The 22,363-nt window shown below is 56.2% G+C and carries 22 protein-coding genes; 11 read left to right on the forward strand and 11 right to left on the reverse strand.

Annotated elements, in window-relative coordinates; genetic code table 11:
- The first annotated feature begins 87 nt into the window (after positions 1-87).
- Positions 88-2,442 (forward strand): PAS domain-containing protein, encoded by a 2,355-nt coding sequence (locus ABD735_RS16105; RefSeq protein ID WP_344808326.1) that lies wholly within the window; start codon positions 88-90, stop codon positions 2,440-2,442.
- Here ABD735_RS16105 and ABD735_RS16110 read toward each other — a convergent pair.
- Both ABD735_RS16110 and ABD735_RS16115 read right to left on the reverse strand, forming a co-directional pair.
- A complete protein-coding gene (locus tag ABD735_RS16110) occupies positions 2,437-2,859 on the reverse strand; it encodes a secondary thiamine-phosphate synthase enzyme YjbQ (protein WP_344808328.1) in 423 nt (140 codons plus the stop codon). The genes ABD735_RS16105 and ABD735_RS16110 overlap by 6 nt on opposite strands.
- Before the next feature lie 42 nt (positions 2,860-2,901).
- Complete coding sequence (locus tag ABD735_RS16115; protein ID WP_344808330.1) at positions 2,902-3,720, reverse strand: SIR2 family NAD-dependent protein deacylase; 819 nt, start codon at positions 3,718-3,720, stop codon at positions 2,902-2,904.
- A gap of 112 nt (positions 3,721-3,832) precedes the next feature.
- Here ABD735_RS16115 and ABD735_RS16120 point away from each other — a divergent pair, with 112 nt between their 5' ends.
- Entirely contained in the window at positions 3,833-6,094 is a 2,262-nt protein-coding gene (locus ABD735_RS16120) for a putative bifunctional diguanylate cyclase/phosphodiesterase (RefSeq protein ID WP_344808332.1), read from the forward strand.
- A gap of 144 nt (positions 6,095-6,238) precedes the next feature.
- On the forward strand, positions 6,239-6,937 hold the full coding sequence (locus tag ABD735_RS16125) for a phosphatase PAP2 family protein (RefSeq protein WP_344808334.1): 699 nt from the start codon (positions 6,239-6,241) through the stop codon (positions 6,935-6,937).
- Here the strand turns inward: ABD735_RS16125 and ABD735_RS16130 are convergent.
- Entirely contained in the window at positions 6,924-8,069 is a 1,146-nt protein-coding gene (locus ABD735_RS16130; RefSeq protein ID WP_344808336.1) for an RICIN domain-containing protein, read from the reverse strand. The genes ABD735_RS16125 and ABD735_RS16130 overlap by 14 nt on opposite strands.
- A 139-nt stretch (positions 8,070-8,208) precedes the next feature.
- Positions 8,209-8,676: a hemerythrin domain-containing protein gene (locus ABD735_RS16135; RefSeq protein WP_344808338.1), complete on the reverse strand. Its 468-nt coding sequence runs from the start codon at positions 8,674-8,676 to the stop codon at positions 8,209-8,211.
- 137 nt (positions 8,677-8,813) lie between these two features.
- Here ABD735_RS16135 and ABD735_RS16140 point away from each other — a divergent pair, with 137 nt between their 5' ends.
- A complete protein-coding gene (locus ABD735_RS16140) occupies positions 8,814-9,263 on the forward strand; it encodes an RDD family protein (protein ID WP_344808340.1) in 450 nt (149 codons plus the stop codon).
- Here the strand turns inward: ABD735_RS16140 and ABD735_RS16145 are convergent.
- Positions 9,246-9,710: a hemerythrin domain-containing protein gene (locus ABD735_RS16145; protein WP_344808342.1), complete on the reverse strand. Its 465-nt coding sequence runs from the start codon at positions 9,708-9,710 to the stop codon at positions 9,246-9,248. The two genes, ABD735_RS16140 and ABD735_RS16145, sit on opposite strands and share 18 nt — an antisense overlap.
- Before the next feature lie 148 nt (positions 9,711-9,858).
- Here ABD735_RS16145 and ABD735_RS16150 point away from each other — a divergent pair, with 148 nt between their 5' ends.
- Positions 9,859-10,866 (forward strand): 2-hydroxyacid dehydrogenase, encoded by a 1,008-nt coding sequence (locus ABD735_RS16150; RefSeq protein ID WP_344808344.1) that lies wholly within the window; start codon positions 9,859-9,861, stop codon positions 10,864-10,866.
- Positions 10,867-10,897: 31 nt separating this feature from the next.
- On the opposite strand, the gene ccoM is transcribed toward ABD735_RS16150, so the two are convergent.
- Together ccoM and ABD735_RS16160 are read right to left on the reverse strand one after the other, a co-directional pair.
- Positions 10,898-11,026: a cytochrome c oxidase subunit CcoM gene (ccoM, locus tag ABD735_RS16155; RefSeq protein ID WP_344808346.1), complete on the reverse strand. Its 129-nt coding sequence runs from the start codon at positions 11,024-11,026 to the stop codon at positions 10,898-10,900.
- Between the two features lie 138 nt (positions 11,027-11,164).
- Complete coding sequence (locus ABD735_RS16160; RefSeq protein WP_344808348.1) at positions 11,165-11,902, reverse strand: OmpW/AlkL family protein; 738 nt, start codon at positions 11,900-11,902, stop codon at positions 11,165-11,167.
- Between the two features lie 245 nt (positions 11,903-12,147).
- Here ABD735_RS16160 and ABD735_RS16165 point away from each other — a divergent pair, with 245 nt between their 5' ends.
- The 6 genes from ABD735_RS16165 to ABD735_RS16190 all read left to right on the forward strand — a co-directional run bounded on the left by ABD735_RS16165 (position 12,148) and on the right by ABD735_RS16190 (position 17,931).
- Positions 12,148-12,519, forward strand: a complete 372-nt coding sequence (locus tag ABD735_RS16165) for a metalloregulator ArsR/SmtB family transcription factor (protein WP_344808350.1) — start codon at positions 12,148-12,150, stop codon at positions 12,517-12,519.
- Positions 12,516-13,526 carry an ArsJ-associated glyceraldehyde-3-phosphate dehydrogenase gene (locus ABD735_RS16170; RefSeq protein WP_344808352.1) on the forward strand — a complete coding sequence of 337 codons (1,011 nt, stop codon included), beginning with the start codon at positions 12,516-12,518 and terminating at the stop codon, positions 13,524-13,526. Before ABD735_RS16165 ends, ABD735_RS16170 begins: the two co-directional genes overlap by 4 nt.
- A gap of 24 nt (positions 13,527-13,550) precedes the next feature.
- Complete coding sequence (arsJ, locus tag ABD735_RS16175) at positions 13,551-14,783, forward strand: organoarsenical effux MFS transporter ArsJ (protein WP_344808354.1); 1,233 nt, start codon at positions 13,551-13,553, stop codon at positions 14,781-14,783.
- Entirely contained in the window at positions 14,780-16,036 is a 1,257-nt protein-coding gene (locus ABD735_RS16180; protein ID WP_344808356.1) for an MFS transporter, read from the forward strand. Before arsJ ends, ABD735_RS16180 begins: the two co-directional genes overlap by 4 nt.
- 41 nt (positions 16,037-16,077) lie before the next feature.
- A complete protein-coding gene (locus ABD735_RS16185) occupies positions 16,078-17,409 on the forward strand; it encodes a cyclic nucleotide-binding domain-containing protein (protein WP_344808358.1) in 1,332 nt (443 codons plus the stop codon).
- 102 nt (positions 17,410-17,511) lie between these two features.
- Positions 17,512-17,931: a CBS domain-containing protein gene (locus ABD735_RS16190; protein ID WP_344808360.1), complete on the forward strand. Its 420-nt coding sequence runs from the start codon at positions 17,512-17,514 to the stop codon at positions 17,929-17,931.
- A 107-nt stretch (positions 17,932-18,038) separates the two neighbouring features.
- Here ABD735_RS16190 and ABD735_RS16195 read toward each other — a convergent pair whose 3' ends face one another.
- From ABD735_RS16195 to recQ, 4 genes are read right to left on the reverse strand one after another with little or no spacing between them, the layout of a single operon-like run.
- On the reverse strand, positions 18,039-19,004 hold the full coding sequence (locus ABD735_RS16195; protein WP_344808362.1) for a lysylphosphatidylglycerol synthase transmembrane domain-containing protein: 966 nt from the start codon (positions 19,002-19,004) through the stop codon (positions 18,039-18,041).
- 37 nt (positions 19,005-19,041) lie between these two features.
- The gene (gene pip / locus ABD735_RS16200; protein ID WP_344808364.1) at positions 19,042-19,995 is read right to left on the reverse strand and encodes a prolyl aminopeptidase; all 954 of its coding nucleotides are present in this window, start codon (positions 19,993-19,995) and stop codon (positions 19,042-19,044) included.
- A gap of 57 nt (positions 19,996-20,052) precedes the next feature.
- Positions 20,053-20,484, reverse strand: coding sequence for an acyl-CoA thioesterase (locus ABD735_RS16205; RefSeq protein WP_344808366.1), 432 nt, complete (start codon positions 20,482-20,484; stop codon positions 20,053-20,055).
- Positions 20,484-22,316, reverse strand: a complete 1,833-nt coding sequence (recQ, locus tag ABD735_RS16210; protein ID WP_344808368.1) for a DNA helicase RecQ — start codon at positions 22,314-22,316, stop codon at positions 20,484-20,486. Before recQ ends, ABD735_RS16205 begins: the two co-directional genes overlap by 1 nt.
- Positions 22,317-22,363 lie beyond the last annotated feature (47 nt).

Raw genomic sequence — 22,363 nt, forward strand, 5'->3', positions numbered from 1 at the left:
TCCAAGATTACTTGACCACTACACAATCAAGAGAACCGTCATCGTGTATCCGAGCTTAGTCAGCTTTCTGACGACCTCCAGCATCTGATGGCAGCCACACATATAGCCACTCTGTTTCTCGACCGAAAGCTGCGAATTCTGCGCTTCACCCCGCAGATAGGAGAATTGTTCAATCTTCGAAATGTCGACAAGGGGCGGCCGCTATCTGACCTGACTCATCATCTGAACTATGACCAATTAATGAATGATGCGCAGGCTGTACTGAAGGATCTCATTCCCACCGAACGCGAGGTGCGCGACAATCAGAATAACTGGTTCCTGGCTCGCATGCGGCCGTATCGAACTGCTGACGATCGAATCGAAGGCGTCGTACTCACCTTTTTCGATATCAGTGCGCACAAGCATACGGAGCTGGCTCTGCGCAAGAGCGAGGAACGCTATCGTACCCTTTTCGAATCGATGGATGAGGTGTTCTGCGTGGTGGATAAGGTCCAAGATGCCGAGCAGTCTCCGAACATCGTCGCGGCGAATTCGGCCTTTTATCGACTCACTGGTGTAAATGGGCTGGTAGGGCGAAGAATCGCCGAGGCGATTCCTCATCTTACGGAGTTCTGGCAGGATATTTTCCTGCGCGTGAGCCAGGAGCAGGACGCTGTGCGTTTTCAGTGTGCGCGATCCGTTTTTGGAAGAGCGGTAGATGTTCATGCTTTCAGCCTTCCGAGTAGCGGCAGTAGTGAGGACGCGCATGTGGCTGTGCTGCTGGCTGATATTGAAGATCACAAGCGTGTTGAAGAGGCCCTGCGCGAGGCTAGCCTTCGAGATACCTTCCGAATCGAACTGGCAGATGCCCTCCGGCATTCAGACGACGTCGAAATGTCGAGTTGTCGACTGCTCAGCGAATATCTACAGGTCGACAAAGTTATCTTCGAGAGTGCGCTGCCCGACCAGTCGGCTGGCAAGTATATCTGTAATGCAGGTGGATCCGTCATTTCTGATGACTTCCGGCCCTGGGATGAGGTTGACGGTCTGCCGACGGATTTTGAACCTGGGGCTAGCGTGAGCTTCGACGACCTGAACGCGGCTGAAGGGCTTGAGCCGGAGCGGTTGGCTGCATGTAGACGGGCCGGTGTTGAAGCCTTTCTGGTGGCTTTCGTGATCGTGGACAGCAGTCCTGCTGCCTTGACAGTGATGCACTCCAGAGCTCGGCATTGGAGCGATGAAGAGCGAACACTGATCAAGGAAGTGGCCGAGCGGACCCGGGACGCGATCGAGCGGCTGCAGTCGGAGAAGGCCGTCCACGATCGGGAATCGGAGCTGCATGAAGCGGATGAGCGCAAGAATGAATTTCTGGCGGTCCTGTCGCACGAGCTGAGGAACCCGCTAGCGCCCATTCAGAACGCTATTCAACTCATAGAGGGCGCGAAACCCGACAGTGATGCTGCTCATCAGGCTTTTTCGATCCTGAAGCGTCAGGCAGCGCAAATGACGCGACTGATCGATGATCTCCTGGATATCACACGTATCGCACGTGGAAAGATACAGATCATCAAGGAGAAGCTTGAGCTGAATGAACTGCTCAAGGCGACAATGAGAGACTATAAAAGGCTCTTCGAAGCGGGAGGTATTCGTCTTGAATTTTCACCTGCAGAGCGGGAAGCCTGGATACTCGGCGACGAAAATCGGCTCTCGCAAAGCATAGGTAATCTGCTGCAGAACTGTTTGAAGTTCACCCCGAAGAATGGGCTGACATCAGTGGCGCTGCGGCAGGAGGGCCCCAACGCCGTACTCACGGTGAGTGATTCCGGGGTGGGGATGAGCCCGGAACTGCTGGCGCGTCTTTTTCAACCTTTTTCCCAGGGGCCAGCAGCGCTCGATCGTGCAAACGGGGGGCTTGGATTGGGACTCGCGCTCAGCAGACGACTAATCGAGCTGCACGGCGGCAGTATTTCTGCCAGTAGTGAGGGGGCTGGTACTGGCTCGGAATTCGTGATTCGTCTGGCCCTTGTTGAGCGCCCGTTGCCCAGTAAAGAAAGACGTCCACGAGTGAATGAGGTGTTTCGCAATCGCATTCTCATCATCGAAGATAACATCGACTCAGGGACTACCATGCGTGATCTGCTGCAGATGCATGGGCATGAAGTCGTGGTGGTTCATGATGGCCAGACTGGATTGGACACCGCTCAAACCTTTCGTCCAGATGTCGTGCTCTGTGATATCGGTCTTCCCGGTATGGATGGCTACGACGTCGCCCGGCGGATCAGGTCTGACAAGCATCTTGCCGATACAGTGCTTATCGCCCTCAGTGGCTATGCCATGCCTGAAGATCTTGAACGCGCTTCCGGTGCAGGTTTCGATCACCATCTCGCCAAGCCTGCAGACCTGCGTAAGCTCAGCACACTGCTGGCTTCGATAGAAAGCCGTACCACTACCAATAGCTCATGAAGCGCCGTTGAGCGTGAGTACGAGTTTGCGGCTACCACCATGGTCGCGGTGCTCACCGAGGTAGATGCCCTGCCAGGTGCCGAGGCGCATCCGGCCCTTGTCAACCGGTATTGTCAGTTGGCTGCCGAGCAGACTTGATTTCAGGTGAGCAGGCATGTCGTCCGGGCCCTCGTCCGTGTGTTGATACCAAGGCTCATTCTGTGGAACGGCCCGGTTGAAAAACCGCTCGAAGTCGCCGCGAACGGTGGGATCGGCATTTTCGTTGATCGTGAGCGATGCCGAGGTGTGCAGAATGAAAATATGCAGTAGGCCGGTGGCTACTGAGCGCAATTCCGGTAGCCCCTGCTCGATATCATCGGTGATGAGATGAAAGCCGCGTGGGCGAGGCTTCAGCGAGAGTTCTTTCTGTATCCACATGCCGATCTGATACGCTCAAACATGGCGATGGGATGCACATGCTCAGGTGTTTTGCTCGTTCACAGCATCGAGCAGCGCAGGTAATATTTCGCCCGCCTTTCCCCTAAGGTTTATGGTGGCCCGTGTATCCAGGGCGGTAGGCTCGGGATTGACCTGAACCACCTGACCACCGGCTTCGAGCACTATGCCCGGAAGATGCGCAGCCGGGTAGACGAGTGAGGAAGTACCGATGCAAAGCAGTACGTCGCATCGCTGAGCGGCAGCTTCCGCCTCAGCCCAGGCTGCCGCAGGGAGCATCTCACCAAACCATACCACCGAGGGGCGAATGAAGGCGCCGCAGTGGACACAACGAGGCGGCATCGCCTCCGACCCAGTGGCCGTAGCTCGATCTTTTTCCTCGGCGGTATCAGCCTCTTCTGAACAGGGCGCAAGACATTCGAAACAATGTGTGCCGAAAAGCTCTCCATGCAGATGAATCACGCGCTCGCTGCCTGCGCGCTCGTGAAGATCATCCACGTTCTGGGTGACCAGTGGATAGCTGCCTATGCGCTCTGCCAGGCGGGCCAGCGCCTTGTGACCAGCGTTGGGCTGTACCCTGCGAAGATCACGACGGCGTTGCTGGTACCAGCGCCAGACCAGCCCGGGGTTGCGCTGAAAGGCTTCAGGGGTGGCGAGATCTTCAGGACGATATTTTGCCCATAGTCCGGATTGCGCATCACGAAAAGTGGGAATACCGCTTTCAGCAGAAATTCCGGCACCCGTCATGACGAGAGCTCTTCGACTGGCTGCCAGCATCTTGGCAGCCTTGCGGATATCCCCCGTCTTAACTTTTGCTGCGTCCGCAATCTGTCCGCGAAGCATTTTTATCCCCTGAATCAGTATTTTGGATTAAGATAGTATTCAAATTCGATGCCGGCGCTGATATCGTTAAACAATACAGCAGTTCGATGAAACCTTGTCAGGATTGCTCATCGTGAATGCTACCCGATATTCTGCCCTCATCGAGGCGCAGCAGGAAGTCATAGAGAAGATAGCGCTCGGAAACGACCTGTCCAGTTGTCTCGATCTCATTTGCAATCGGATCGAGGCGATTATCGACTCTCCTCTGGTCAGAAGTTCCATCATGATTCTTAGTGGCGATAAGCTTTCACATGCTGCCGCCCCATCACTCCCTGCCACTTACTGCAGCGCAGTAGACAATCTGCCGATCGGCCCCGACATGGGCTCCTGCGGCACAGCCGCATATACGGGGCAACAGGTCATCGTCAGCGATATCGATCATGACCCGCTCTGGAAGGATTTCCGCGAGGTCGCGCTCGAGCATGGGCTGCATGCTTGTTGGTCGACGCCTATTCGCGCTTCGGATAATACGATCATTGGTAGCTTCGGCATCTATTATCTCGAGCCAAAACAGCCTGAAGCATTTCACCTCGAACTGATCAAACGCTTTTCCTGCCTGTCCAGCCTCGCTATCGAAACTGACAGCTCCAGGCAGCGTGAGGCACAACTGCATAATGAGTTGCAGTGCACCAAAGACAAGCTTGAAGCCTTTATTGAAGTGATGCCCGACGTGGCGCTCATACTTGATCTGCATGGCAAATGTGTAGATATCTATGGTACCGATACCCACCTGCTGATCAGGCCGCCTCAGGAGATGATAAACCATGCGATCCAGGATCTGTTGCCCGCGGACATCGCCCGACGATTCATGTCGGTCGTCGAGCGAGCGGTGAACTTAGATGAAGTGCAATTCTTCGAATACAGCCTGCCTGGTCAACATGAAGTCTGCGTATTCGAAGCCAGAGTGGTGAGGCTGGAAGGCTATCTGGACGAACGACCAGCGCTACCACATGTGCTCTGGCTGGCCAGGGATATCACTGCCAGGAAAAAGGCTGAAGATCAGATCGAGCAGTTGGCATTCTATGATCCGCTGACGGCGCTGCCGAACCGGCGCCTGCTCAAGGACCGCTTGCAGACGGCGATTGACCGGGCGGAGCGTCATCAGCAGTGTAGTGCACTCCTGTTTCTCGACCTGGACGACTTCAAACGGATCAACGACTCCCTCGGTCACGCGGTCGGGGACAAGCTGTTATGCACCGTGGTGTCACGCCTGAAGGCATTACTCAGGGAAGCGGACACACTGGCGCGACTTGGCGGAGACGAGTTTATCGTGATGCCTGATCTTTCTCACGATAGTCTCATCGAAGTGGCGGATGAGGTGTCGCGACTGGCAACGAAGATTCTCGGGGCCTTCAGGGAGGCTTTCGAACTTGAAGGCAACCTGTATCGAATTGGCATCAGTATTGGCATAAGCCTTATTGATGATGGCAAGAAGACGGCTGATGAAGTGATCCGTCAGGCCGACACGGCGATGTATCAGGCAAAGAAGCTCGGTGGCAGCTGCATGGCCTTTTTCGAACCGGAGCTGCAGACAGCGGCCGACGAAAGGATGCAGCTTGAACGCGAGCTGGGCTCCGGTATCGCTGAGGGACAATTCGTCGCCTATTTTCAGCCGCAATTTGATTGCGCCGGCGCACTCATCGGTGCGGAGGCGCTCATACGCTGGCAACATCCGACCCGAGGTCTGGTCCTGCCTGATGAATTCATTCCGTTTGCCGCCCAGTCTGATTGCATCAACCAGCTCCATGCGCTGATGCTGGCGCAGGTCTGCGAAGTGCTGGTGAAGATCGGTAACTTCGACACATTGCCGTCCGGTTTTTCGATTGCAGTCAATATCTGTCCGCGGCAGTTTCGTGATCATAAGCTGGAAAGCCATCTTGATAGCGTGTTGAGTGCATATGGCATATCGCCCCACCTGATCAAGCTCGAAATTACGGAAAATCTTCTGATGGATACACTGCAAGATGCTGCGGCTCAGCTCAGCCGGCTGCGGGAGCTGGGTTTTCGGGTATCGCTGGACGACTTTGGTACCGGCTATTCCTCATTGAGCTACTTGCAAAATATCCCGGTCGACGAGCTCAAGATCGACAAGACCTTTATCCACGCCATGCATTCGGGCACCGGTGGAACCGCCATTGTGGATGCTGTTATTGCACTGGCAAATCTGCTGGGTTTCGGGGTGATTGCTGAAGGTGTGGAAAGCGAAGACCAGCTGAAGCTGCTGCATGATAAACCGATCAGTGGACTTCAGGGCTACCAGACCTGCCGACCTTTGCCGGCAGATGCCTTTCTCTCGAGCATTGCCAACAGCCAGCCGACGCCGGAGCCTGCCTAGAAATGAGCTTCAGGCGGTCACCGCCAGTGATCTCTCGCAAGGCGACGTCGTATCTCCTTGATACCGTGAGTGTGAATTGAGGAGGCATTGATTTTGAGCGTAATCAGCAGGGGCTGGCAGTTGATTCGGCGACAGGAGCTATCGATGCTTCTGGCCATGTTCCTGTTGGCTGGTCTGGCCTGGATTTTTATCTGGGTGACAGGTGAGGTGATTGAAGGCGACAGTCATGGCTTCGACGAACGATTGCTGATGTCCATGCGGACGCCGGGAGATCAGACTGACCCGCTTGGCCCGCACTGGCTGGAAGAGCTCATGCGCGATATCACTGGCCTCGGTGGCGTGGGTGTGCTGACTTTTATCACGCTGGTGGTGGCCGGCTTTCTGGTGCTGGAGCGAAAAGCCAAGGTGGCGCTGGTGGTGCTGGTCACCATTGGCAGTGGTATCGCACTGAGCCTGCTGATGAAGATGGGTTTCGACCGACCGAGACCTGATCTGGTGCCGCATGGTAGCTATGTGTACACCACCAGCTTCCCAAGTGGTCACTCGATGATGTCGGCTGTGGTGTATCTGTCGCTGGCGAGTCTACTCGCCCGTGTGCAGAAAAATCGCAAGGCCAAGGTGTATCTCATCGCGGTGGCCATGTTTCTCACCATTGCGATTGGCATCAGCAGGGTCTACATGGGTGTGCATTGGCCTACCGATGTTCTGGCAGGATGGATGGCTGGCGCCTTCTGGGCCTTGCTCTGCTATATGGTCGCTCGACATCTGCAGCACACGGGGTCAGTCGAGCAGGAGGGACTCGACGACCCCGACGAGGCAAGGGCGCCGTCTACTGTCCGCTGATGTTGGCGCTGGTGCAGCTCTTCCACTTGCCAATACAGATCGAACCGGCGTTATCCAGGGTACTGTTGGTGATACGCGCCGTGGACGCTGAGCTGTCCGTTCGGAATATGCCTTCCTTCATGTTGGCGATACTGCAGTTGTCGACAGTGATCGAGACGGGGAACTTGGTACCGCCATTCTGCCGGATGAACTTGCCCATGCTGTCGACCGTGCAGGCGCTCACCTGAATGGTACTGGCCGCGTTGGCCTGCAGGAACTTGTCGCTGCCATCATAGGCCTCGATATTCCTGAGCACGACCTTGCCGCCGCTCGACTTTACAGTCAGGGCGTCTTCGCCGACGTTGGTCCAGCGAACGTTCTCAACGGTGGCACCATTGTAGACGTGAATGCCATCGGCGCCGTTGTTTCCAATGATAACGTTCTTCAGTGTGGCGCCATTTTCGAGGCGAAATACGGGCTTCTGACTCTCGTTCTGGCTCCCATCGCCCAGTGCTGAGGTAGGGTTGAAGGTCTTGCATTTGCCATCATACACGCCACCATTCACCCTGATGGTTTCAGAGACGCTCTGACTGCCAGTAGACTTGCAATTGGACCCCCTGTTCGGCAGCTTCGGCGGCTGTACCGTGCCGCCGTCAGTGCTCACAGGACGGAAATACCACTGCTGATTATCGCCACCTGTCAGCGGCCACTGCCGCACATCAGCGCCAGCGGCCTTGTTCCAGCCCCATACATCGAGTGCCAGCCCGCTGTGGCGTGACACGACGGTATAAAATCCATCGCCGCTTTCGCTGATTTTCCACTGCTGATTATAGTTGCCAGTAGCTGACCACTGACGGATGTCACCACCGGCCTCGGTACTGAACTCCCAGACATCTAGGGACTTGCCGCTGTGTACGGCATGGATGGTGTAGTAGCCATTGCCCAGCTTATCGACCTTGAAGTGCTGGTTTCTGGCGCCCCTATAATCCCATTGAATAACATCAGCGCCGTCCGCTGAGCTGGCACCGGTGACATCAAGAGCGAGGTTGCTGTGCTTTGCAACAAGGGCATATTGCCCGGTGGCGACTTCGGCCATCGCAAAAGGGGTCAAAAAAGTGAAGGCAAGGGCAATACTTGTTCTTTTAAATGACATGGGACATCCTGGCTTATTCGAGTGACACGGGCTTAGCGCCCTTTTGGGCTTTCCGGTGCCTACGCTAAAGGGCAGGTGTGCGAACTGTCATCATCGGTTTGGGTGAAATTGCGCATTCTGCGACCTGATTCACTGTTGGTCAGAGAACCAGTATGTCACTCCTGTCCTTGCTGTCTTCGTCAGCTTTCGCAGCGCGATACAACTCACCAAGTCTTATTTTCTGGTCGGCTGTCAGCAAATGCTGACCCACGGGAAAGAGTTCATTCTCTTCTTCATCGAGATGCCTCTTTACCAGCGTCTTCAATTGCAGAAACGTCGCTGGCCAGTCAGTGGGTGCCTCCCTCTTTCCGCCCAGCGTGTGGATAAGCTCGCTGATGGCATCATGTTCAGCGATGTGCAGGCTTTCGTCGTGAGAGGGACTTTCGCCAAGCATCGTGTCGTATAGCGAGCGCTCTTCGGCCTTGGCGTGAGCGATGAGGGCCTTCGCAAGGTTGGCAAAAGCCTCGCGCCGGAGGTCCGCGTCTTTTCCGCAGTCGTCTACCGCCTTCATCAGCACCCTGATAGTCGCATGATCCTTGATGACTGCCTGGAAAATATCGTCTGCCATGTCTGAAACTCCTCCGAAGCTGACGCTTGAGATCTGCGCCAGCGTCTGATGTTAACGCTAATGATAGATCACGTGGACGCAGACGATACTGATTGCTACCTTAGCAGCTTCAGTATGATCAGGCTCGGGGAAGTGAAATGCGCGAAATGGACTACGCCGGATTCTGGGTGCGGGCAGGGGCTGCGCTCATCGATTCGATACTGATTCTGCTCATCATCGCACCCTTGCTCACAGTGATTTATGGTGAACGCTACTGGACTGGCGCAGCCATTGTTTATGGACCGGCAGATGTGCTGATCACTTACGTCGCCCCGGCAGTGGTCGTCATTCTGTTCTGGATGTTCAAGTCCGCCACCCCTGGCAAGTTGTGGCTCAAGCTCGAAATTATCGACGCTGACACCGGCGGCCAACCAACTACTGCCCAGCTGATCAAACGATACCTTGGCTACTACGTCTCAATGCTACCGTTCTGTCTGGGTTTTTTCAGCGCAGGCAGAGATCCCCGGAAGCAAGGTTGGCACGACAAGCTGGCCAGTACGCTTGTCGTTCGCAGGGCGGCGGATGAGGCTTCAGGGCAGAAAGTCTGATCGATCTTTCTTGTCTTCCACCACTTTCTCCTTCTCGTACTGGGAACCCAGTTCATTCTGCCTGGTGGTGGAGAGCACGTCTCTGGCGGCCTCGAAGATCTCCTGTTCTTCCTCCTTCATGTGATGCTCGGTCAGTTCCCTGAGTTCGCGGAACTTTGGCAGCCACTGTGAGGAAGACATCTCCGTTTTGGCGAGTGCCTCCATGGCCTCTTCCATGTCCTGATGCTCGCCGATGCTGTGTGTGGCTTCATCCTGGCTTTCGGCCGAGCCGAGCATGGCATGGTAGAGCGTGCGCTCTTCGGCCTTGGCGTGGGCAAGCAGCTCCTTCACCAGCTTCGGATAATGTTCCTGCCGCTCAGCTGATGCGCCTTCGGTTTTTTCCAGTTTTCGCATGATGTCTCGGGCGACCTCATGGTCCTTGATCAGGGCTTCGAAGATATCTGCCATTTGTTTACTCCTTGTTGTTTTCCACCCATTGTCGGGTGTACCTCTCCGCTAGGTACGCCGGAGCATCCGAAATCGCTCAGCTAGCCTGTCATACCGACGTCGCGCGCCGTATCATGAAGTCTTCAGCCCCTGCCACGGAGTCCTGATCATGCGTGTAGCCTTCTTCAGTACACAGACTTACGACCGCACATTCTTTGACAGGCTGAACAGCAGCCATGGACACGAACTTATCTGGTTTGACACTCATCTGAATCAGAAAACGGCAGCGCTTGCCGCCGGTGCAGAGGCCGTTTGTGTGTTCGTGAACGACACGCTCGACGCGTCCACGCTGGAAACGCTGTCTGCGCTGGGTGTGCGTTTCGTAGCCCTGCGTTGTGCTGGGTTCAACAATGTCGACCTGCCTGCGGCCGCCGGCCTGGGCATGACAGTCGTTCGGGTGCCGGAGTACTCGCCCTATGCCGTCGCAGAACATGCCGTCGCACTGATACTGGCGCTGAATCGCAGAATACCCAGAGCTTACAATCGCGTGCGTGATGGCAACTTCAAACTGGACGGTCTGATGGGTTTCGACCTTCATGGCAAGACAGTCGGCGTGGTTGGAACAGGCAAGATAGGGGCTATCTTCGCCAGAATCATGCTGGGATTTGGCTGTCGCGTCCTGGCTGTTGATCCGTATCCTGATCTGACGCTGAAAAGCGATCTTGAAGCGGCCGGTAGCGGCTATGCGGAACTGGCTCAGGTGTTTGCCGAAAGCGACGTACTGAGCCTGCATTGTCCGCTCAATAAACACACTCATCATCTCATCGACGCCGCTGCCTTCGGCACCTCCAAATCGACACTGATGCTGGTCAATACCAGTCGCGGCGCGCTAGTGGATACCACCGCCCTCATTCAGGCGCTCAAGCAGGGACGAATCGGTAGTGTAGCCCTCGACGTGTATGAAGAAGAGGCTGAGCTGTTCTTTGCAGATCATTCAGCATCGCTCATTCAGGACGACGAATTCATGCGGTTGCTGACCTTTCCCAATGTGCTGATCACCGCTCATCAGGCTTTTTTCACTGAGGAGGCGGTTGAGAGCATCGCAACCATCACCTTACAGAATATGAGCGACCTGCAGGATCGGGGTAAATGTTCGAATGAGGTGGTGGCATCCTGAACGAACATTGCGAGCGGTGGTTCATCGGCAATCAGGGCTGCCCGGACTTCTTCTTGTGTGCGTCTTTCCAGACAAAGGTTCCAAAGGCCACGAGAAAGCCAATGGTCATTGCAACCACCGCCAGACCGGCCAATACATACTGATCCATGAACATGCTCATCGCTGCTTTCTCCGCTGAATACTGGTACTGATCACCTTGTCATTATACTGCTGCGAGCGGATGCCGAATTGACATGAATCAAGTCGGACGCTCGCGAGCATCACCTGCAATGATCAGATCTCTGCAGGTTTCACCAGATCAGAGTTTGATGGCTACACCCACCATGTAGACCCAGGGATCGATGTCTACGTCGACATCTGCCCTGACTCTGCCGGCATTCGTTTCTGCAGTGATGTCTGCCTTGGTGTCTATGTCTACATACCAGACAGCCGCGTTGAGACCGATGCGCTCTGTGAGTCGGTAGTCGAGGCCCGCCTGAGCGGCCAGCCCAATGGAGTCTTCCAGCTCAAGGTCAGTTGACGTGGCCTGTACGCCGGCTACAGGATTGTTCGGCAGACTGGCGAGTGCGCCAACCGAGTTGGTCAATGTCTGGGTGGTGTCTTCCTTGAAGAAGATGGTGTAGTTCAACCCTGCGCCGACATAGGGCTGCAGTTTCGCTTCTGATGGCATGGGGTAGTACTGGACGCTCAGAGTAGGTGGAAGATGCTGCACCTCGCCCAGCTTGCCCAGTCCGGAAAGAATGCCTGCGCCTTGGATGCTGTGTTTGAATGGCGTGGCCCCCAGTAGCTCGATCGCGATCTGTGGCCTGATGAAGTAGGTAAAACTGATGCCGAGACTGATATCACCGTCGACCCCAACTTCGGTGCCGGTCTTGTCGCCGGCGGCTGCAGACGGACGGTTGACCGCAATCGCCGAGCTGCTCTCAGCAGGATCGACGCTGGCAAGACCACCACGGATGACAAAGTCGCCAGCATCGTAAGCAGATGCGCTGGCGGCAGCGAGACATGAGGCAATCAACAACGGTGTTCTGAACATGGAAGCTCTCCTTGGATGATGAGAAAAGCTTACCGAAAGGCGCCGAGGAGGCCGTTGAGATAAATCAATGAGCAGGTCTATCCTGAAAATGTTTTTCCGGCTTCGGTTCATTGAAAATCATCATGGCCTTGTCATCAAACTGTAAACATCCAGCCGTAAGATCAATCGCGCAACATATGCGGCTTCACGAATATGTCGAAGTCCAGATATGGTATCGACTTGAGGCTTCCCCATGGATTCCATGCATGCATGACATTGCCGGGCTGAGTCCACCAGAATTGTTCAAGTGTCTCGCCGATGACACTCGCATTCGAATCGTCTTGCTCGTCGCGCGGGAGCTTGAGCTTTGCGTGTGTGAGCTCACAGAAGCGCTGGACGCTGCGCAGCCAAAAATTTCGCGTCATCTTGCGCAGCTTCGCGCCTGCGGATTGCTGGAAGATAGTAGGCAGGGCCAGTGGGTGTACTACCGGATTCATCCATATCTACCCGACTGGGCAAGGCAAATTATTGCCATTACAGGCCAGGCCAATCAGCAATGGCTGCTCGAGACTAGCGGGCGCCTGGAATGCATGGGAGACAGACCAATGCGAGCAACGAACTGCGGAGCAATGTCATGAGTAGAACGGTAAAGGTCGGTATCAATGGCATGGGCCGGATAGGGCGGCTGGCAGTGCGCGCACTGTGGGATATGGATGCCATCAGCATAGTGCAGGTCAACGACCCGGCCGCTGATGCAGCCACTTTTGCACACCTGATCAATTTCGACTCGGTACATGGGCGCTGGAAGAACGAGGCGAAGTCAGAGGGTGAAACGATCATTATCGGCGACTCGCGCATTGGCGTCACAGCTAACAAGGCCATCGAAGATACCGACTGGTCTGCCTGTGATGTGGTCATCGAAGCTAGTGGCAAGATGAAGACCACCTCAATGCTGGCTGCCTATCTGGAACAAGGCGTGAAGCGCGTCGTGGTGAGCGCGCCGGTGAAGGAGGCGAGTGTGCTCAATGTCGTGATGGGCGTGAATGATCATCTATATGATCCTTCCAAGCATCGAATCGTGACTGCGGCGTCCTGTACAACCAACTGTCTGGCACCGGTGGTCAAGGTCATTCATGAGGAACTCGGCATCCGCCATGGCTCCATCACGACGATTCATGATCTCACCAATACTCAGAGTATTCTGGATCAGCCGCACAAGGATTTGCGCCGTGCGCGTGCCAGTGGCATGAGCCTGATACCAACGACAACCGGATCAGCGACGGCTATCACCGAGATTTTCCCTGAATTGAAGGGGCGTCTGAATGGGCATGCCGTGAGGGTCCCGCTGGCCAACGCTTCGCTCACGGATTGTGTGTTCGAGGTAGAGCGCGAGACCACAGCCGAAGAGGTGAACCAGGTACTGAGAAAGGCAGCAGAGGGCGAACTCAGGAATATACTTGGCTATGAAGAGAGGCCCCTCGTGTCCATTGACTATAGGACAGATCCACGCTCGTCGATTATCGATGCGTTATCGACGATGGTCATCAACGGTACGCAGGTGAAGATCTATGCCTGGTACGACAACGAATGGGGCTACACCTGCAGAACCGCTGAGCTGACCCGCCTCGTGGGGCTGTCAGACTAAGTGCATGCCACTGGATTCGTCGTTATGAAAAACCTGGCAAGCCTGTCCCCCCAGATTCGTCAATACATGGTGGTCACCGGTAATTATTGGGCCTTTACGCTGACCGACGGTGCCCTACGCATGTTGGTCGTGTTGCATTTCCATAGCCTCGGTTACAGTCCTTTAGAGATTGCCTCACTGTTCCTGTTCTACGAATTCTTCGGCGTGGTCACCAATCTTGTCGGTGGCTATCTCGGTGCCCGGCTAGGTCTGAACCGCACCATGAACCTGGGCCTGGTGCTGCAGGTAGTGGCGCTGATGATGCTATTTGTTCCAGCGGACTGGCTTACGGTGGTCTGGGTCATGGCCGCCCAGGCACTCTCCGGTATAGCGAAGGATCTCAACAAGATGAGCGCCAAAAGCGCCATCAAGCAGTTGATTCCGAACGATCAGCAAGGGGCTTTGTATCGCTGGGTCGCCCTGCTGACTGGTTCGAAAAATGCGCTTAAGGGCGTTGGATTTTTTCTCGGCGGCGCGTTGCTGACCTGGGTCGGCTTCCAGCACGCCGTATTGACGATGGCGATTGCCCTCAGCCTGGTCTGGCTAAGCAGTCTGGTTTTGTTGAAGAAAGATCTTGGCAAGACCAAAGCCAAACCAAAGTTCAGCGAAATGCTATCGAAGAGCAGGGCTGTGAACGTGTTATCGGCGGCCAGGTTGTTTCTCTTCGCAGCCCGCGACGTCTGGTTTGTGGTAGCGCTGCCTGTCTATCTCAGCAGTCAGCTCAACTGGGATTTCTGGAAGGTTGGCGGTTTCCTGGCGCTCTGGATCATTGGTTACGGGGCCGTTCAAACCTTGGCCCCAACGATGACGGGTTTCCGCTCAGGTCGTGTGCCTGATGGGCGCACTGCCTTCGGTTGGGCCATGGCGCTCGCGGCCTTTCCAGCGCTGATTGCGCTGTCCATGGGAACGGAAATTCCCGTTGAAGTCGTACTGATAGGGGGGCTGCTGGCCTTCGGCGTCCTGTTCGCAGTGAATTCCTCACTGCATAGCTACCTCATCGTGTCGTACGCCAGAGAAGAAGGGGCCTCGCTCGATGTCGGCTTCTACTATATGTCGAATGCAGGTGGACGACTCTTCGGAACGCTCCTGTCAGGGTGGATTTACCAGGCTTATGGTCTGGAAGTCTGTCTCTGGGTCTCTACCGCCTTTGTGACGCTCGCTGCTGTCATTTCTGTCGCCCTGCCGCGGCATCCTGAACCGACTGTTGCCCAGGCATGAGCCTGTCCCCGGCTAGCGCGAACCGCCTGTTGATAGCGCTCGGTCTGGTGCTGATACTCAGTTGGGGCAGTCTTTACTACAGCCTGGCTGTGCTAGCTCTGCCCTTGCGCACAGAACTGGGGTTCAGCGAACTCACAGTGTTTGGCGCATTCACGCTAGGTGTACTGGTCTCTGGACTGGCCGCGCCGGCGGTTGGGCGCTGGATTGACCGTTCAGGTGGCCGCGGCCCTCTGGCTCTCGGTTCCATTCTCGCTGCCCTGGCATTCGTGCTACTAGCCACGGCCAACGGGCTTGTGGTCTATTTTCTGGGCTGGCTGATCGCCGGGGCTGCGATGGCGCTATGCCTGTACGATCCGGTTTTTGTCGTGATTCATCAGGTCTTGCCCGACCGGTTCCGTCGCTCGGTGACGGTGCTGACACTGTTTGGGGGCTTCGCCAGTACCGTGTTCTGGCCCCTGAGTCACTGGCTGGTGGAGATCGCGGGCTGGCGCGAAGCGCTATTGATGTTTGCCGCTTTTCAGCTGTTGATTGCGCTGCCCGTACACCTGTTCATGGTGCCCCCGAAGCCGGGTGTAGGCGATTCATCGGCGGCTGCTGAAGCACTGTCGATGCATGCCCAATCCGCGCCTGCGCCGCCTGAAAAAATTGAGCTGGCCTGGTTATCACTGGCCTTCGCCTCGGCCATGGGTGTCTTCGGCGCGCTGTCGCTCTTTTTGATCGATGCCCTGGAAAGCCGCGGATTCGATCGGGCTGATGCTGTCTGGCTGGCAGCCGCTATCGGACCAATGCAGGTGGTCGGCCGCCTGGTTGAGTGGCGCTTTGCCAACAGAAGCAGGGCAGTCACTGTTGGTGCAGTGTCGCTGTCACTCCTGCTGGTGAGTACTCTGCTACTGAATCTCATATCACCATACTGGGTTCTGGGGCTGGTGTTCGCGGCCTTTTATGGCATTGCCAATGGTCTCTTGACCGTAGTGCGCAGCACAGTGCCGGTTGAAATATTCGGACCAGCCAATGTCGGCGCCACACTTGGGCATCTTGCGCGGCCAGCCTTCGTGGTGAAAGCGCTGATGCCGGCGATATTTGCTGGGCTGCTGGCTGCAGGTGTGCAGATGTCGGTGGCCCTCTGGACCCTGGCTGCTTTCGCTGCGCTGGCCATAGTTGCTTACTGGCGATTGTTCGTTGCCCGGGAGCGGTCAAACCAGAACAGGCGGCAGCGTCGTATGCAGTTGGACAGACAGGCACTCGAGCCGTAAGCAGCGTATGCCTGCTGACGGCTTGTCAGCAGGAGCATCCAATGGTTGAGACCGCTTTTTTCTGGGGTATCGTCAGCGCACTGTCACTACCGCTCGGCGCGATACTGGGCCTTGTCTGGCGTCCGGGCTCCAGAATCACTTCGGCCTTCATGGCTTTTGGTGCTGGTGCGCTGCTGTTTGCTCTCACCATCGAGCTGATGGCTCATGTACCGCACTATGTGGACACTCACGGCAACGGCGCTCTGGTCGTGGCCGTGATCGGTGCAGTGGCGGGAGGCGTGCTGTTCTCCGTACTCAATAAATTTCTCAACGACCGTGGCGCCTTTCTGCGCAGCCTTTCCAATGTTCGGGATCATGTGGCCCGGACCAAAAAAGCTCGTGCCCGAAGGCTGCTGCGTAGGCTGGCTAAAATAAGTGTGCTGAAAGATTTGCCGTCCGACGACCTCGCAGAGCTCGTGAAATATGTTCGAAAGGAAAGATTCGCCCCTGGCGAACTGATTTTCAGACGAGGAGATGATTCACGTGAGATCCACTTCGTTCGTGAAGGTGGCGTTCGATTATACGAAGAGGTCCCGGACAGGTACGCCAGGGATGACTCTCCGCCGGCCACCAATGCTATCGCGGAATTTCAGGCTGGCGACACCTTCGGTGAGCGGGCCGTAATCAGTGGCGTCAGTCGGCAGACCACAGCGCGCGCCGCTACCAGGACCACTTTGTATACCCTCGACAAGGATGACCTCGATGTTCTACTGGAACAGAGGCCGCAACTGAAACCCGTCATTGAAGCCCTGGCCAGCCATCAGGACCACGCCGGCGCTGATGAGCTGGATGCGCAGGCCGAGGGGGACGATGAACTTGATACAGTGAACCTGCCAATCAGCGAGCGAGACATCCAGGAAGAGAGTCGTGGTGCAGCGGGCTCAGCTGGCGCAGCCATGGCCATCTGGCTCGGTATAGCCATCGACGGCGTGCCGGAGTCGTTGGTGATCGGCACGCTGGCGATTGACACTGGTGGCATGAGCCTGGCCTTCATTGTCGGTGTCTTTTTGGCGAACTTTCCTGAGGCCATGTCCAGCGCCGTCATCATGCGACGTCATGCCTTCTCGATCCCACGCATCATGTGGATGTGGTCGTCGCTGTGCCTGCTCACTGGCCTGGGTGCGATGTTTGGTGCCTGGGTATTCCCGCCAGATCCTGCCGGGACGGCTTTCTTCATCAAACTGGCAGTAGAGGGTGTAGCTGCTGGAGCCATGCTGACCATGATAGCCGAGACTATGCTGCCGGAAGCTTTCGAGCATGGTGGGTCGGTCACTGGCCTGGCCACACTCATTGGTTTTCTTGCCGCCTTATCGGTAGCAGCCCTCGGCGCCTAGAGCCTCCTTTTAGCGTTTGGTGCGTTGCTTGCTTGATATTTCCTTGAGCAACATGGTTGTTCGGTTGAAGAAAAACTATCCAAAAATAAAGGAGATATCATCATGCAAGTTCATGAGATCATGACAAAAAATCCCAAGGTCCTGCCTGCCAGCTCAACTATCCGTGAGGCGGCAAGTCGTATGAAAGAATTGCATATTGGCGCCGTTCCCGTGTCCCGGGATGACAAGGTGGTGGGCCTGCTCACGGACCGGGACATCGCCATCAAGGCTGTTGCCGAAGGCAAGGGGCCCGAGGATAGTGTAGATAGCCTGGTAGATGGGAAGGTCCTGTATTGCTATGAGAAGGACGATGTAGAAAATGTTCTGCGCAACATGCAGTCACAAAATGTGCAGCGGCTGCTCGTCATGGATAGCGATCAGAACAAGGATCTCACCGGCATCATTACCTTGAGCGATATTGCGGACAAATGTGCGGACTCGCTGCCTCAGGATATTGCCAGAGCATGCAAGACCTATCATTAAATGCCAGTGGTACGGGCTGCGCCATAGCGGTGCCGCCCGATCCTTGTAAAGCTCGTTGACACTTTGAAATTACTGCAAAAACACTACAATAACTGCCCATCTCGACATCATTGATCACGCCTTATAGGTAGCGGTGAGTCGGCGAACGCCGTTGCCTCCAGTAGAGCTCCAGCCAGTGCAGCAGCCAGCGGCCCGGAATACATCAATACCGACCACGCTGTTGCTTCCGCAGCGCCGATGCCAAAAGGTGCCAGCAACAGAATCATGCTTGCCTCCCGTACGCCGACGTTAGCGAATGATATTGGCAGCAATGCCAGTAGAAATACCATGCCGTAAATCCACATGACGCTGATGAGATCTATTGACAGGCCCAGGGCGAGGCCGAAGAACAGCATGCCTGCCGCCCCTATGACGTGTGCGGCGCAGCCAGCGAAGATCAGTACGAAAGTCTGCCGCCATCCCAGATCGTTCAGGATCTGCATTTGCGAAAGCAGAGCGCCTGCAGCTCTGGAGAAGCGGCCATGACCATTCGCGTATCGATGTTGCAATCTGGGCGCCAAGCCGAAAGCGTTGATGCCGGTCTTGAGCAAAAAAGGCAGTAGCAGCAGGGTTAGCAACGACAGGAGCGCTATCAAGGAGTTCAGGGCGGGCGAGGTGGCGTCCTGGGAGCGGACAAAATCGGCAAGCCAGGCGGTACAGGTGAGGAAACCGATGGTCAGCGCAGCGATGGCCTTGTTGACCACCACGTTGGTCAGTGCAGCTGCACCGCCCGCACCGTACTGCCGATATTTAACAAAAGTCACCGCCCCACCGGCAATACCGCCCGGTAGAAAAAGGCCGTAAAAGGCAGTCGCCAGCACGATCCTCAGCATGACCCAGAAACTCAGGCTAAGTCGCTGGAAATGAGCCAGCAGCTGCATTCTGGCAGCGGTGATCACCCTGATGAGCACCTGCAGAAAAAGCGCGGCCCAGAGCCAGGAGAGCTCGGTACTGGCGAGATGGGTGCTGATTTCGCGAAGCGGGGCTAGCTCCAGAACGAGTATGACCGCCGCTACTGTGAGCGCGATTCTCAACGCGCATTTTGCGTACCTGCCAACCTGCACCTGTTGCCTAGCCTTTGGCGAAACGGTCAGTGGCCCTGATCAGCTGGTCCAGGATGCCTGGTTCCGAATAGGCGTGGCCAGCACCTTCTATCAGATGGAACGCCGCCTCCGGCCAGGCTTTGTGCATGGCATAAGCGTATCGGGCCGGGCAGGGCATATCGTAACGCCCATGAACGAGTACAGCCGGGATGTTCCTGAGCGTATCGATATTCCGCATCAGCTGGTTCTCCTCCAGCCAGGCGCCGTGACTGAAGTAGTGATTTTCGATACGGGCGAAGGCGAGGGCGAATGTGCCGTCACTGAAGGCCGAGGTCATAGCTTCGTCCGGGAGCAGCGTGATGGTTTCACCCTCCCAGATAGTCCAGGCTTTCGCGGCCTCCAGCTGCACCTGACGGTCATCACCTGTCAGGCGCTGGCGATACGCCTTCATCATATTGCCACGCTCATTCTCAGGAATGGGCGCCTGGAAACGAGCCCATTTATCAGGGAACAATTCAGAGGCGCCGAACTGGTAGTACCAGTCGAGTTCGGCCTGTGTAAGGGTGTAGATGCCCCGAAGCACCAGTTCACTCACTCTGTCAGGATGCCTCTGGGCATAGGCCAGAGCCAGGGTGGACCCCCAGGATCCACCAAACACCAGCCAACGCTCGACGCCTGCGAGTGCTCTCAGACGCTCGATATCCGCTACCAGGTGCCAGGTCGTATTGGCCTCGAGCTCGGCATGAGGGGTCGAGCGGCCGCAGCCTCGCTGGTCGAACAGCAACAGATCGTAGACTGCGGGATCGAAGAGCCTACGGTGCTCTGCATTGCAGCCGCCACCCGGCCCACCGTGCAGAAATACAGCCGGTTTACCGCCTCGCACACCGCAGCGTTCGTAATACACCTGATGCCCGTCGCCGACATCGAGCATGCCGGTCTCATAGGGTTCGATGGGCGGGTAAGGTGTGCGGAGCTGCGGCATGGAGGTCCTGCTATGCATGTGGGTTGAGGGCAATGACCGTCAGGATAATCGACAGGTTCACTTATCGATGGCTTCGATAATTTGCTGTGGAATCTGGCAGGACGTGTTGTTGTTATAGTCATAGTAGACGATCACGCCACTGCCGCTGGCGACGATCTTCTGCTGTTGATGGCTGAAGATCTCATAGCTCATCGTGAAGCGTTTATCCCCGCGGTCGGTGATGCAGGTGCCGATCGTGATGGTATCGGGATAGGTCAATGGCGCCATGAACCTGCAGTCGGTTGAACCCAGAATGGGTCCGATCTGCGACTGCTTCATCAGCTCATTGACGCCAGTGTGATCGAAATAACGAATTCGGATGTTCTCGAAATAGCGGAAATAGATCGTGTTATTGACGTGGCGAAAGGCATCCATGTCACCCCACTGAATGTCCTGAGTGAGTGTCAGCGCCATGCGCTGCTTGAATGCTTCGAGGGTTTCATTGGCCATTAGGCTTCTCCCTGTACTGGCTGTGAAGTGAAATTGGCGATCGTGGCGAGAAAATCGCTGCCGTAACGCTGAAGCTTCGCTTCACCGATACCCGAGATCTGGCCAAGCGCTTCCTCACTGTCAGGCTTTAGCGTCAGCATCTGCATCAGCGTGGCGTCATGAAACACGACGTAGGGCGGCACGTTCTGCTCGCTGGCCAGTCTTGTGCGGCAGGCTCTCAGGGCCTCCCAGAGGTCCATCTCTTCGTCGGGTACGTCTACACTGCGTTTACCGCCTGATTTTGTGGGTCGGCTGCCCTTGGCCGGTGCTGGCGGATCTTCGCGAATGCTCAGCCTGGTCTCGCCTCGCAACAGCTCGCGGGATTTCTCATGCAGACGCAGCGCGCCAAAGCGTTCAGCATCGGCATAGACGTAGCCTTGTACGATCAACTGACGCAACAGGGATTGCCACTGAGCAGGGCTGCGATCCTGACCGATGCCAAATACGCTGAGCTGGTGGTGATCACCCTGGAACGCCTTATCGCTTTCCTTGCCGCGCAATACATCGATGACGTGGCCAGCACCGAAGCGCTGGCCTGTTCGGTAAATAGTAGACAGCAATTTTTGCGCTGCCTCTGTACCGTCCAGCGTTACCGGCGGCTCCAGACAGACGTCGCAGTTACCGCAGGCCTCAGGCGAGTCCTCATCAAAGTAGCTGAGCAGCGCTCGTCGCCGGCAGGTGGTCGCCTCGCACCAGCCGAGCAACTGGTTCAGCTTGCCCCGTTCAAAACGTTTGTGCTCAGGCGACAGCGAAGAGTTGTCGACCATCTGCCCCAATCGAACCACATCCTGCAAGCCATAAATCATCCAGGCCTCGGCCGGTTCACCGTCACGTCCGGCACGCCCTGTTTCCTGATAATAGGATTCGACGGTCTTTGGCAGGTCGAGGTGCACAACGAAGCGAACATCGGGTTTGTCGATACCCATGCCGAAAGCAATGGTGGCCACGATGATGACTGCTTCCTCACGCAGGAAGCGCTGCTGGTGCTTCGTCTTGGTGGCCGCAGGCAGCCCCGCATGATAGGGCAGGGCAGTGAAGCCCTGGCTGCTGAGCCAGGTCGCCGTTTCCTCAGTCTTCTTCCTCGACATGCAGTAGATGACACCGGCCTCGCCTTCGTGCCGGCTCAGAAACTGTTTCAGTTGCCGCCGGGCATCCTGCTTCGGTGCTACCGTGTAACGAATGTTTGGACGGTCGAACCCGCCGATCAGCCGCTCAGGCGTCTGCAGGTGGAGGTTCTCGATGATATCTTCGCGGGTACGCGCATCAGCTGTCGCCGTGAGCGCAATGACCGGAACCTTGGGAAAGCGCTGCTTGAGTTGTCCCAGGCCAAGATAATCCTGGCGGAAATCGTGACCCCACTGCGAGACACAGTGCGCCTCGTCAATCGCGAACAGACTGATATCGAGATTGCTGAGCAACTCGAGATTGTACGGGAGTAAGAGTCTTTCCGGGGCCATGTAGAGAAGCTTGATCTCGCCCTTCCGTAGCCGGGCTTCGATGGCCTGCTGCTGTTGCCGCTCGATGGAAGAGTTGAGTACCTCAGCTTCGATGCCAAGAAGCTTCAGAGCCGAGACCTGATCTTCCATCAGGGCGATCAGGGGAGAAACAATGATCGCTGTGCCTGGCATGACCAGGGCGGGGATCTGATAGCAGGCTGACTTGCCGCCACCGGTCGGCATGATGACGAGGGCATCCTGCCGCTCGAGCACTGCCTGAATGGCCGCGGCCTGTTCGCCCCGGAAATCGGTATATCCATAGGTATCGCGCAGAACTGCACGGGCCTGATCCATCATGCGCCGTTACTCCTGTGGTGAAAAAACGCGGAGTATATCACCGAAGA

The sequence above is a fragment of the Allohahella marinimesophila genome (genome assembly GCF_039538005.1).
In the GTDB taxonomy this organism is placed as follows: Bacteria; Pseudomonadota; Gammaproteobacteria; order Pseudomonadales; family Oleiphilaceae; genus Allohahella; species Allohahella marinimesophila.